We start from the raw sequence: 13,124 nt of genomic DNA on the forward strand, positions 1-13,124 counted from the left end.
TTAACGTCTTAATGATCACCAATGGTTAAAAATCAGCGCCTACAAAAACTCGTCAAATTATTAACTCACTCTGGAAACAGCCTTCAAGACCACAAAATCAGTGGCACTTTTGAGTCGTTCAGCTATTTCTTTGGTGAATAGGGTGGCCGAACTAAGTTATCACCGGACTCGCCTTGTTTGACGCGATTTCGTAACGTCCCCACCGGCACGTGAAACGCGCGCGATAATTCTAACAGCGTCCACGTCCGACCCTGATAATCAACCATAAACCGTTTGCGCTTCGGTTGAACACTTAACTCAGCGCCCCGTTTGCCGGCTTGATAACGTTGCCAGAGCGTCATATAGTCAATTCCCGTCTTTGCGGCCAGTTCTGACAGGGTCTGTCCATCTTCCAACACGATTGGCCCAGAAGTGACCCGCTTGACCGTTTGCACCAATTCAGGACCACGAATCCCCCGTTTATAGCGGTTGATCACCGTACTTGGCTTGACCTGGTATTGAGCGGAAGCCTCGGCTAACGTCATCTTCTGGCCATCAATCGCGGTTTGAATATCTTGAGGACCATCACGTTTCATCTTACGTTTAAATTCATCGACTGGTAGCACAATGTCTGGATAGCGAACGCCCCGCTTATAGCGACTGAGGACCGTCTGCTGGTTTAAACCGAACTTCTTAGCAACTTGGATAAAATTCATCTTTTGCCCATCAATATCAATCATTTGCAGGCCTTTCGTATAATGCACCGGCCGCACCAGTCGTTTCCCACGCTCGCCATTTTTGTAACGTGTCGTTAGTCTGATTTGATCGATTTCGTATTTATCCGCCAGATAGGATAGGCTTCGCAACTGCCCATCCACATCTGCAGTTTTGATTTCGTGACGATCTGCCATGCTTTGACTCCCTCGTTTACGATTTTGTTGGCGGCAACTCTGACAATGCTAAAGATCCGATTTATCAGACACTGCTACTCGAGCGACGCCCAACGGATCGTACGTAAATCTTACTTATAAACTTTGTGCTTGTTGCAAAGTCAGCTTGATTGTCGCAAAGAATGCTTAACCATTCAATTATAATTATCGCGATAACAATTTTTCTAGATACTAATTGATCTACAAGATAATTATGTCGTAATTCGTCAAAATAAGCCATCGTTCTTCACTGTTTTTGCGAAAAAATAATGATTTTCAGCTTTCATTGACCGTCGTGACTACAAGTCAGCAATTTTACCCTGGGTTGGTCGTTATTGCGCACTTGAAAATGAAAAGCGGCATCAGCAATTGCTGACACCGCTTTTTACTCACACGTTTGGAATATTCGTCAAAATCACACCCGGCGTTGAAAAGACTGCCCGGGCCATCTGGGCGGCAGAAGTGCTCTCATCGCCCAATACATCAAAAAAGATGGGCTTGAAGCGATCAAATGCTTCTGCTTCTTCAACCTCAACGGCTGGTGTTGTGGCGCTCAGGCCACATTCTTGTACCGCTTGTTTGCGTGCCAGCCATTCATTATTGGCCGCAATCAGGGCTTGTTACTCACCTTCGCTAAAGAGATAGAATCGCATTAGTGGTCCTCCTTTCTTTGTCAACACCGCTAACCAGTCGCCACGGTAGCTCAGTCGTTTCCGGTTGCTTACAACTATTCTTGGTCTCAACATACCGTAATGTAGAACGCTTTCGCAACGGTTAGTCCGTGATCAAAAATAATTCTACTTGGGATTCTATTGCGTCCGCCACTTCTGGATTGTGCTGGTTTAGTTTTCAAAATCAGATAAATCGTAACCAGTCAAAGCTTCATATTCCGCCGGTGACACTGTCTTAGTTTTTGCCAAATCAATAGTTTTACCTTTTGTGCCTGTTGCATTACCATTCTCATCGGCGACTACTAAGCAGGCAGTATAGGTACCTGTACCAGAAGGAAGTGGTGCTTGAAATGCAGTTGATAGGTCAAGCCAAAGGTAGCTACTCTTAATAATTGAAGGATATTCAGTGTTATAGGTAACCTGTTGAGACAAAGGTAGTGCAGATACATCTGGATCAGCATAGTTTACTGTAGTTGAACTTGACGAAGAACTACTTGCTTTTGACGATGAGCTTGCAGTTGTTGCAGAACTTGAACTGGCTTTACTACTTGAAGTAGAACTGGTCTTGCTGGTTGCCGTCGAAGATGCCGTGCTACTTGATGATTGACTTGCAACGCTCGAACTTGTTGAAGATGTCTTTGCGGCGGTGCTAGTTGCTTTCTTGTAGGCACCGGACTTCATATACTTGTTCCATACCCAACCCTTGGTCTTCTTGTTAGCCGAAGTTACATAATAGTAGGTGTAGGATTTACCAGCTTTGTAAACCGTCCGAGTCTTTGACCGCGTATAGGTTGTTTTGGTTGCGATTGACTTTGGCTTAGTGAACTTGATGTACGAGTTGCCACCAGGCTTGAAAGTGTAGATTTTCCCATTTCGAGCCGTGTTCTTCTGATAAGAACCCGATGCTGCTTTCGCAGTAGTCCCCTGATAGTTCTTACCAGCCTTTAGATAGCCACTCCAAATCCAACCGGTCGCATTGTTTTTACTATTATGTACCCAATAGTACAGCACTTTCTTACCGTGCATGCTAATGTAGGTTTTCTGGGTTCGTGTCCAAGTCGTATTCTTATAATTCTTCAACGCATGATTCTTTTTAAAGGTCCATTTGTTGATTTTTCCATTGGCTTTGTAAGTTGATGCCGTCGTATTAGTCGTATAGTAGGCTTTCTTCGCAACTTTAGTAGTCTTAGTTCGTTTATAAGTATTGGTTTTCGCATTCGCATTTAATGGTACTGCTAAACTGACCCCACTCAAGACAGCCATCGTCATAACAACCTTATTTTTCACACCCATGATAAAGCCCCTTTTCTTTTTTGATTGATTTCATTATGTAGTTACATGACTATTTTTACAAGCAAAAGATAATAAAAATATTAATATTTCATTAGCCCCATTTTAAGCTAGAATATTGAAAATGTCATATAATAAGAAGTGTAAAAGATTTACATGATAGATTTTTCACATCAATTCAAACTACACAAATCGTAACATGCCCAATGTTTCCAGACTTTGAGGATCAACCTTTCAAACAGCCATCGGAGTCCCCGGTTGTGAAATTGCGTGCCGTTATCGGTCACTATACCCATCAAAGGCACAAAAAAGCTGCGACGATTCAGTCCGAATATACCCACTAAGCCGTCACAGCTTTCACCAGTTAGTTTTCCTAGCCATTATTCAATTGTTAGTCGTCTAAATAACTACAGTGCATCCCGATAAATCCGATATTGGTACCAAAGGGTTTCACCGCCACTAATAGCGGCTCAATCTGGTCATAGAACTTAGACGCCACTGGTGACAACCCCTTCTTGTTCAACGCTTCCATCTGAAAACTGACGACCAGTTTATTCAAAACGGCGACTGGATAACGCTTGGCCTCCAAATCACCCTTAGCCAGCAATCCAATTCTGCGCTCACGTTCAGTAATCGATTCGTCCAGTACAAAATCGTATAAATTACTTAACAGTTCTTCTTCATCCAAAGTCACATAATGTCGTCCAGCCATTGACCGCGTGACCCCCGTTTTGACCTGCTATTCACATTCCATCAGAATCGCTACCATGGCAGTCTACTCATCAATTTCACCAGCCAAATATGGTATAATTTAGGGCATTATCCTGGGTGTCAATGCTTGATTGCATCGTTCGCAATCGCAGCCACCTTTCAGAAAGTAGGAATCCTCGTGGCACAAAAATATTATGCCGTTCGCAAAGGCCGTCAGCCTGGCATTTACCGGACCTGGGCTGAAACGCAAGCACAAGTCAACGGTTACTCACAAGCACAGTTCAAGAGTTTTCCAACGGCCGCCGAAGCGGAAGCGTTTATGAGTGGTCAAACTAGCGCCAAATCAACACGTCAGCCTAGCCGTTCTAAATCATCAGCGCGTCCAACACCCGCACCCGTGGATGCCGCCATCACCGTTTATACCGATGGTGGTTCTCGTAACACTGGTAACGTCGCCGGTCAACACGTGCATCATGATGACAAGGCCGCGTGGGCGTATCGGATCGAATTGCCGGATCAACTCGTCACCGATTCAGCCGGTGAATGGGGCGCGACCAATAATCGTATGGAAATCATGGCCTTTTTGCGGGCACTCGAACAGCTCGAAAAATTAGAACAAACCAACACGACGATTTTATTCGTGCTCGATTCACAGTACGTCTTAAATGCGGTCACTAAGGGTTGGCTATCTGGTTGGAAACGCCGTGGCTGGAAACGAAGTAATGGCCCGCTAGTCAACGCCGAATTATGGCAAGCTGTTGACCGCCTACTCCCTAAGTTCACTGACCTGCACTACCGGTGGACCAAGGGCCATGCGACCAACCAAGGCAACGTCTTCGTCGACCATTTATTAAACCAAACAATGGACCAGATGCACGCCGGTCAACCCGCACAAGCTTCGACTGGCGCGAAAACGAGTGCCCGTCAAGCCAAGTCGGCAGCAACAAACACTCAAACTAAGCCGAGTGCAACTGCCAAGTCCGTTTCAGCACCTTCGACTCGGACTGACTCGACTGGGCCATTCAATTCTGACGAGCGCCCCGCAGACCCGGAACAAGTCGCCCGCTCCGTAGCAGCAATTAAGAAGATGCTGCAGGACCGGTAGTCTTAGGCGTAACATAGTTTGAATTTACGGCAAACCTCTACTTTCCATTGCAGTCTAAAAACCGGCGACCTAATTCAGGTCGCCGGCTTTGTCATTATTTTGGTGAGATGTACCTGAACGTTGTGCTCATCAAACATGACGAATACAACGCCATGCATGCTTCAAGGCAATCCGTTATTGCTTGCGACGTTCAGGCGATCCAACCGATTTTTTTCAAACCGTTGGCGATGCCGTCATGGTCACAATCCGTGGTCGTGATGTCCGCTAAGGCCTTAATTTCAGGCTTGGCATTGCCCATCGCGACACCGATGCCCACGCTTTGAAGCATCTCACGGTCATTTTCATTATCGCCAAACGCCGCCACGTTGGCATTGTCAACATTCAACGCCGCTGCCAGTTTGGCAATCCCCTGGGCCTTCGAACCGGCTTTAGGGATAATATCGACACCCCGTTCATGGAAGCGGACAAACGAAAACTCATCTGGATGCGGTAACAACCGGTTCTGGGCATCCGGATAGAACATCATCGCCTGATACACGTCATGGGCCTGATAGTAATCCGGGGCATAGTCGAGTTGCGGTGCCCGAAATGTCTCCAAAACATCCCGCGTTTGTTGTGACGGATGGGTATGAATATGCAATCCATCCAATGACTCGACCACAATATCGATTTGTTGTTGGTCAGCAGCCGTAATCAGCTTGCCCAGGTTAGCTTTGGACAAGGTGTGCTGATGAACTTGTTTACCATCCGCGAAGGCGGCTGACCCGTTACAGAGCACATAGTCTCGTAGCGCCAACGCTTCAATCACGGGACGAGCCATCGCCAAATTACGACCAGTCGCAATCGCGACATGGATCTGTTGGTCCTTGAGTGCCTGAATACTGGCCACGGTACTCGGCAAAAGGGTCTTATTACTTGCTAATAGTGTATCATCAATATCAAAAACGGCTAATCTCGCTACCATATTAAGTGCCTCCAAATTATCGCTCAATAAACTCTGATTTTATTAATTCATGCGTCCGGGTCTTGCCCATCGCTAGTCGAAATGCAGACTGGCCCAACGATTCCAGATGGTGATCGATCGTCGAAAACTTCAGCAATCGACTCGTCAATAGGTTCTCCTGACCAATGATCGGCATTGGGGGCAACTGGTGATCAATAAAGTATTGATAAACGCCCGCTCCAATGTCGTCGCCATTCGCAAAGACCGCCGCCACTTGTGGTGACTGCGCCGCAAAATACTCGCCAGCCCGGTAGCCATCCTCATAGGTCGCCGCACCGATAAACAGGTGGGCGTCATCCAACGGCCCATAGACCTGCTGATACGCCCGTTTGGTCACCCGCGTGCTAGCACTGATGACGTTGTTGCGACTCAAAATGACGCCCATCGTCTCATAACCGCGCTGTTTGGCCCACTTTAAGGCCGTCACGTACGACGCCATCCGGTCAGTATACGCCGCCGCCAGTTCACGGTCGTCGCCAGGATCTTCACAACACACGATTTGACCGTATTTGCGATAATTTTCGAGCGTTTCTAACGAACTACTACGCGAGGTAAAAATCAACGCATCATAGGCTTTACTTCGAAGTTCTTCCAAGTAGTGCCGTTCAATCGTCCGGTCATAGTTGGTGGGCAGTAGCGTAATCTTGTAACCGGCAGCAAACCCCGCTCCCACGATGCCATCCACGATCCGGGCAAAGTACGGATGATTAGCGTACGGTAAGACCACGCCAATGGTTTTGGTCTGGCCCCGACTCAGATCACGTGCGACCCGGTTGGGCACGTAATCGAGTTCCTGCATAATCGCTTCGACTTTCGCCCGCTTATCGTCTGCCACGTACTTTTGGTGGTTGATCACCCGTGAGACAGTTGAAACGGAATAGCCTGACAATCGGGCAATATCATGAATATTCGTCATCACAGAACTTCCTCTCTAACTTGATGATACCACGATGTTTCATATAATTACCATAATTTATGAAACCGGTACCAGGTCAAGCCGTTTATTTTCAATTTTCTGATAATAATCGCAATTTTGGGGAATTACTCGTATGATATTAATGATTGGAGGAAATAATGACATGTCAATTTTAATCAGCTTGCAACACCCAACCGACTTCACAAGTACTGAAGAACGCATCGGTGCCTATATCTTAGCCCATTTGAATCAGATGCCTACATTGCGAATCAAAGACCTGGCCGCCAAAACGTACACCTCGCATTCAACGATCGTCCGTCTGACTCAGAAGCTGGGTTATCATGGTTTTCGCGATTTTCAACAGGCGTTGACAGCTGAAATTGCCACACAGCAACACCAATCGACCACCGTGGATGCCAACTTTCCTTTTTCGGATAACGATTCTGTCCAAACCATCAGCGCCAAGATGGCGACATTGACCATCAACGCCATCCAAACCGCACAGCAGCAACTAGATGCGGCACAGCTCGCCCAAGCCGCGAACTTGCTGATGCAAGCGAACCGAATTTTCATTTTTTGCCCAGGGTGATTCCCAATTACGCGCACGGAGCTTTCAAAACAAACTCGTTAAAATCAACCGCTTTGCGATTATTGCCGACGAGTATGCAGATGAGGCTTGGAACGCCGCTAATTTGACGACAGAAGACTGTGCCTTCATCATCTCATATGCCGGTACAACCAGTGTGCACCAGCAATTTGCCACGTACTTCGCCGACCATCAAATTCCATTACTCGTGCTGACGGGCAACCCACAATCGCCGCTATTGGCACAAGCAACGACGCAATTGCTGACCGTCCAAAGCGAATATAATTTTGCCAAGATCGGCACCTTTGCCTCACAAGCGGCCTTCGAATACGTCCTCGATAGCCTCTTTGCCACGATGTACGCGCAAGATTTCCACGCCAACTTGCAAAACTTACAGGCCAAGCAACAACTGCTGCAAGCTGGTCCGCTGACGACCAAGGAACGCTAATGCGGTGAGGTTGCGATTGTCCGGCGGTATCGACAGGTCAAAACCAACGCAACGATGGTGGTACTTCGCAACAACAGAGGTCATGCCAACTGATGCGACATCCCCTGCTGGATTATCGAGTTGCCGGTCGCCATCGGGTTTAGTTGGTCCGCAATCCGCAGTTAAGTCGCTCCTAGTCTGGAAGCGTGCGAGGCCTGGCCGTCCTACCATTTGTCAGTCAACTTGGGCTTCATACTTGCCAAGTGCCAACACAAAAAGGCGCCCACCACGCCAAATTACTGACGCACGTGAGTACCTAATCGTTGATTGCCTATGGATAACTGTGCTTAACCCAGTTTCAATCCCGCACTCGCCACCGCCTGGTCGACCACAGCCATGACGGTTTCTGAATGAGCCAATTGCTGCTTGACCGTTGCCATATCGTGCTCGGCAACGATCCGTTCAAACGCGACAAATTCGGCATGCATCCGGTGTGCTGCCTGATTGCCCGCATAATCAGTCGCCGTCCCATCATGCGCAATTTTTGTAAAGCTTTCGACGGTATTGGTTGGGCCGTTCAAAACGATGGACCCATTAGTCCCTTGAATCGTTGACCGCACTGGTGAGGTACAATCCTTGGCACCAATGCAGACGACTTTGATATCCGGATAGGACAACACCAAGATACCCGATGTATCGATATTTCGCTCAACGTTTGCCAGATATTGCACATGGGTCGGCGCGCCTAACAGACCGACGACAAAGTGAATGTTGTAGATGTTCAAATCCATCAACGCCCCACCACCCAGTTTGGGGTCAAAGGCTGGTAAGACGGTCCCCGCCTTAAATTGGTCATAGCGTGAAGAATATTGCGAATAGTTGCATTCAATAATCTTCAATTTTCCTAAATCCGGTAGGTCCCGCCGAATGGCTTGATAGTTCTCCAGATACTGGTTGGTGATGGCTTCGATCAGGACTAAGTCGCCGCTCAAAGCGAGGTCTTTTAACTCTGCCAACTGCTCAGCTACTAGGGTAAACGGCTTCTCACAAATCACGTTTTTACCCGCCAATAAGGCCTGTTTGGCATACTGATAATGTAGCGAATTCGGCAGCGCCACGTACACCGTGTCAATCGCCGCATCCGCCAATAAGGTCGCATACTCCGTATAAACAGTCGCAATCTGGTACTGTTGCTGCAAGTCGTGCGCCCGTTCAACGCTCCGCGGCGTCGACAATAAGCCCGCGAGTTCAATTGACGGAATCGTCTTGACCATTGGCAAAAATTCTTGAACAATTTTTCCAGTTCCTAAAATTCCTAATCGCATGTGTCTTCCTCCTCGTATTATATAAATTGTTCCACTCGTCTAATGATGATTACCGGCGGCACTGTTGAATGCCTTGTTCCAATAGTTTGATCTGCAACAGAGTCTCCTCGTCCTTCACGAGCTTCGGGGCCCCGTTAACGAGCGTCTCATACACACCATCATAAACGCGGCTGTAATCACCGACCTCTGAGACGACCTTCTCTTCATGATAGCGACCGGCGTCGTCAACGTACGTCAGCGTCCCGTAGTTTTCCGGTTGGTCAATACCGAAGTCTGCATGGTCTGGCATGTAGAAGTGTTTTAAATCATATTCCTACCGATCCTTATCCGCCTTCACGAACATCCCCTGCTTACCATACAACACGAAACTTGGCCGTGGTTTGATACGGAAGTAGCTGGACTTTACGGAAACTTTCAGCGCGCCGTAATACAGATCAATATCAAAGTAATCATTCATCCGGTTTGCGCCCAACAGCTGCCGAACATCAAAGTGCACGTCGTCTGGTTCCCCAAAATAGGCGATGACTTGATCCAAAGTATGACAAGCGTGGCCATATAAGTAACTCGTATCTAACGAGAATTCTTTAATACTGGTAGGAACTTCCGGCCGAAAGTAGTCAAAATGCATCTCGACTTCCAGTAAATCCCCCAGTACGCCACTTTCAATTACTTTTTGGGCCGTGAGATAATCCGAGTCAAAACGACGATTCTGGTAGCACTGAATGAACAGCTGCTTTTCTTTGGCTAACGCGAACAATTCTTGAGCTTCCGCCGACGTTTCGGTAAACGGCTTTTCGACCAGTACGTTCTTCCCATGCAACAAGACATCCTTGGCTACCGCGTAATGGGTGTGGCCGGGCGTTGAAACGACCACTAAATCAATCGCCGGGTCTTGATAAATATCATCCAGGTCAGTCGTGTAATGGACCCCCGCAATCGGTTGCCACGTTTGTCGTCCCGAGCGTGAATAAATCGTCTTAACGTTAATTTTATCCTTTAGTTTCAAGGCAAACGGTAGGTGGTAGCGATTCGCACTCTTCCCATTTCCAATATAAGCAATCGTTAGCATGTTGACTTCCTCCAAATTGGTTGATAGCTTCATTATACCGACTTAATTGCCGGAACCAAGCTAAAGACTGACTTTCGGTCAAAACGTTCAATAATTAAGCGCGGTCGCCAGGATTTTGGACATTTTGTCCAATGTTTTATCTGACCACTTTGCCGAACTAAAAAGCCGCAGCCAAGCCCTTCATCAGGTGTCTGGCTGCGGCTAAGCGATTGCTTTAACGCAGTGGTGCTAAAAAATATGACGATCGCCGCTCAATTACTTTTGTGCCAATTGGGCTGTGATGGCAGTCACGATTTGTTCAGGCGTCAACTGAAATTCGTGCTTCAATTCCGTCGTCGTTTCCCGATCATTGAACCGTTTTGCGGCCCCGAAGTTCAAGACCCGCATCTCACTGTCACCATAGTACCGGCTGACTTTCTCACCAAAACCGCCACTAAGACTGGCTTCTTCAATCGTCACCACGAGTTGATGTCCATTCTTGAGTTGGGCCAAAGTGGCCGTGTCAGGGTCCGAAATGTCGCGTGGATCAATCAAAGTGGCATCAATACCGTGCGCAGCTAATTGCTGTTGAACCGTCGCGGCTAATGGGAAGATGCTGCCGACACCCATTAAGGCCACTTGGCGACCCATGTGTACCGTGTGCATCTTCAAGGCGTCAAAGTCTTGCAGTGGTGCGGACTGAACGTCATTACTTGGGACCCGGATTGCGACCGGACCGTTGTTTTGGTGCAACGCCCAGTGCATCATCGCACGCAATTCTTCCTTAGTCGTTGGTGCCAAATACGTCAGATTCGGAATGTTGCTCAACATCGCAACGTCAAAAATACCTTGATGGGTCGGGTCGCCCGCATTGATGCGCCCGCCGGCAACCATAATCGTGACCGGCAATTTGTTGATGCCTAGGTCGTGCGATAACTGGTCATATGCCCGTTGGAGGAAGGTGCCAGAATGAAAGACGATTGGCCGTAGCCCTTGTTGCGCCTGACCAGCAGCGAACGTAATCGATTCTTGTTCAGCAATGCCAACGTCGAAGTAACGGTGCGGATGTTTACGACCAAACTGTTTCAAATCATAAGTTCCCGGAACAGCCGCCGTAATCGCAGTAATTGGCGTCTCTGCGGCTAATTCATCCTCCAAGGTCGCGTGAATGACATCCGTATAAGTCTCCCCGGTATTTGGATGCAAGGTTGCACCACTAGCCAAGTCAAACGGCACATGCCAGTGAAAGGCCTCTTTATTGTCAATCGCGGGCTGATAGCCATGACCCTTCTCGGTGTGAACGTGTAAAACAATTGGGTGATCGATATCTTTAACCGCCTTAAAGGCTGTTAGCATCGTTTCCAAGTCATTCCCGTTTTCCACGTATCAGTCCAGGCCGAAGTCTTTAAACAAGTTATGGCTGCTCGTCCCGTTCGATTCACGGAGTTCCCGTAGATTTTGATAAATACCGCCATGGTCCTCCGCAATCGCCATCACGTTATCATTGACTAAAATAATCAGGTTCGACTTCAAGGTCGCCGCAATGTTCAGGCCTTCCAGCGCTAAGCCACCGGACAAGGACCCATCACCAATGACGGCCATCACGTTACCCGTTTTACCCTCAATATCACGTGCAACCACCATCCCAGTCGCGAGTGCGATTGACGTCGAAGTGTGGCCGATATTGAAATAGTCGTGCGGACTTTCTTCAGGTGCCGTATAGCCACTAACATCGTCATAGTGGGCGGGATCTAACCACGCTTGCTTACGCCCGGTCAAAATTTTGTGCGTGTAGGCTTGATGCGAGACATCCCAGACGACTTTATCGACGGGCGAATCAAAAATCGTGTGAAAGGCAATCGTCAATTCAACAACGCCCAAGTTTGGCCCCACATGGCCTCCAGTCTGACTGACTTTATTCAATAACACGTGTCGCAGCTCGTCAGCTAGCTGTGTCAGTTCCGGCAATGATCGTTTTTTAAGGTCTGCCGGTTGATCAATTGTTGCCAAAATAGGCGTTTCCATGTTTATCGCTCACTTTCTAATTCATAAGTCTGTTCATAGATTAGCACCTTAGAGCCACTCTAAGACAAGCATTTTGTTCAAATTTTATGATTAAAATTATACCAGCATCAACCCGGCGACAATATGCCGTACGACTACGCACGTTGCGCTAGCTATGATTTGGTAGTAAAAATGGTTGAAAGGTGCTGGTTCTCAAGTTCAAAAGCAGCCAGCTGAGAACCGCTGGAAACAAAACAAGTTAGCGTAAACCTGTCGTGTTGTTCGTCCTACACCGGCTTCCAGGTATTTCTGACAACGCTGGAACGCGATGGACACAGATTTAAGCCGAAAGCCCACGTCTTAAATACCGGTCTTCCACTAACCAAGCAAAGGACGCTTGCTAAGTGGAATTTCATCGCTGAGCATTGTCAGAAACACCTTCCAGCCTGGGTTGTGTTCGAAAGGCAGACATGTGTGGACCCAACTTTTTATTGGATTAGTCTTTGATTCCTTGGTACACGGGAATTTTGATATTGAACTTTCAGATTGGTTTCTAACAATCGCTAAACGTTCTTAACCAGGTTTTAGTTTTTCGAATCAGCGACTCCACACAACTTGTCAGAACTTTTCCTAGTTATTTGAGATCGCAAAATCTTGAATTCTCAATGAAGATAATTTTATCGACTAAATCCAAGACCAGTTGCTATTGAAGTTGGTGGCATGATGAGTGAATAATATTTGCTAATCTTCTCAGCAATTAAATGCCATAAGTCATTATCGATACTGATTAAGAGCTTTCCTGAAGGACCAGCCACCTAATATTCAGTGATCAATTGTACCCAGATAGGTGGCCGTTCATCCGCCATTCGAACGGCTTCCCGACTGTAGGGGCCGGCTGACAATGCTCAAGGGCGAAATTCTTCTTGTCCGGGTGGGTTTCCCGGGCTAGAAGAAGACTCGTATTTGAAATTGCGCAGTGGGTTTCTGCGTGAGTTCAAATCGATGTCCGCCCTGTTCCAGCGTTGTCAGCCGGCCCCGGAAGTCGGATTAGGACGCATCTCTGGCTGACAAACAGAAATCCAACCAGCACCTTTCAATCATGATTCATGCCACATCAATGAGTACAATGC

7 protein-coding genes and 3 pseudogenes are annotated in these 13,124 nt (G+C 47.5%); 2 read left to right on the forward strand and 8 right to left on the reverse strand.

Going from position 1 to position 13,124, the window contains the following annotated elements; translation table 11 throughout:
* Positions 1-122 precede the first annotated feature (122 nt).
* The 3 genes from KGF65_RS01740 to KGF65_RS01750 form a co-directional block, all read right to left on the reverse strand.
* Positions 123-890: a hypothetical protein gene (locus tag KGF65_RS01740; RefSeq protein ID WP_101873109.1), complete on the reverse strand. Its 768-nt coding sequence runs from the start codon at positions 888-890 to the stop codon at positions 123-125.
* 860 nt (positions 891-1,750) lie between these two features.
* Complete coding sequence (locus KGF65_RS01745; RefSeq protein WP_105924031.1) at positions 1,751-2,872, reverse strand: hypothetical protein; 1,122 nt, start codon at positions 2,870-2,872, stop codon at positions 1,751-1,753.
* A 388-nt stretch (positions 2,873-3,260) separates the two neighbouring features.
* The gene (locus KGF65_RS01750; RefSeq protein WP_216747939.1) at positions 3,261-3,581 is read right to left on the reverse strand and encodes a bacteriocin immunity protein; all 321 of its coding nucleotides are present in this window, start codon (positions 3,579-3,581) and stop codon (positions 3,261-3,263) included.
* Between the two features lie 177 nt (positions 3,582-3,758).
* Between KGF65_RS01750 and KGF65_RS01755 the strand changes: the two genes are divergently transcribed.
* Positions 3,759-4,685 carry a ribonuclease H family protein gene (locus KGF65_RS01755; protein WP_101874292.1) on the forward strand — a complete coding sequence of 309 codons (927 nt, stop codon included), beginning with the start codon at positions 3,759-3,761 and terminating at the stop codon, positions 4,683-4,685.
* Positions 4,686-4,875: 190 nt separating this feature from the next.
* On the opposite strand, the gene KGF65_RS01760 is transcribed toward KGF65_RS01755, so the two are convergent.
* Complete coding sequence (locus KGF65_RS01760) at positions 4,876-5,649, reverse strand: Cof-type HAD-IIB family hydrolase (RefSeq protein WP_021337609.1); 774 nt, start codon at positions 5,647-5,649, stop codon at positions 4,876-4,878.
* Positions 5,650-5,665: 16 nt separating this feature from the next.
* Positions 5,666-6,604 carry a LacI family DNA-binding transcriptional regulator gene (locus KGF65_RS01765; RefSeq protein WP_050339562.1) on the reverse strand — a complete coding sequence of 313 codons (939 nt, stop codon included), beginning with the start codon at positions 6,602-6,604 and terminating at the stop codon, positions 5,666-5,668.
* A gap of 163 nt (positions 6,605-6,767) precedes the next feature.
* Between KGF65_RS01765 and KGF65_RS01770 the strand changes: the two are divergent.
* Positions 6,768-7,638, forward strand: a pseudogene (locus KGF65_RS01770) (MurR/RpiR family transcriptional regulator).
* Positions 7,639-7,964: 326 nt separating this feature from the next.
* On the opposite strand, the gene KGF65_RS01775 reads toward KGF65_RS01770, so the two are convergent.
* The 3 genes and pseudogenes from KGF65_RS01775 to KGF65_RS01785 form a co-directional block, all read right to left on the reverse strand.
* Positions 7,965-8,942 carry a Gfo/Idh/MocA family protein gene (locus KGF65_RS01775; RefSeq protein ID WP_216747940.1) on the reverse strand — a complete coding sequence of 326 codons (978 nt, stop codon included), beginning with the start codon at positions 8,940-8,942 and terminating at the stop codon, positions 7,965-7,967.
* A 49-nt stretch (positions 8,943-8,991) separates the two neighbouring features.
* Positions 8,992-10,011: pseudogene (locus tag KGF65_RS01780) on the reverse strand (Gfo/Idh/MocA family oxidoreductase).
* Positions 10,012-10,266: 255 nt separating this feature from the next.
* Positions 10,267-12,015, reverse strand: a pseudogene (locus tag KGF65_RS01785) (1-deoxy-D-xylulose-5-phosphate synthase).
* Positions 12,016-13,124: the final 1,109 nt, after the last annotated feature.

The organism is Lactiplantibacillus sp. 30.2.29 (genome assembly GCF_018991255.1).
Taxonomy (GTDB): Bacteria; Bacillota; Bacilli; order Lactobacillales; family Lactobacillaceae; genus Lactiplantibacillus; species Lactiplantibacillus pentosus.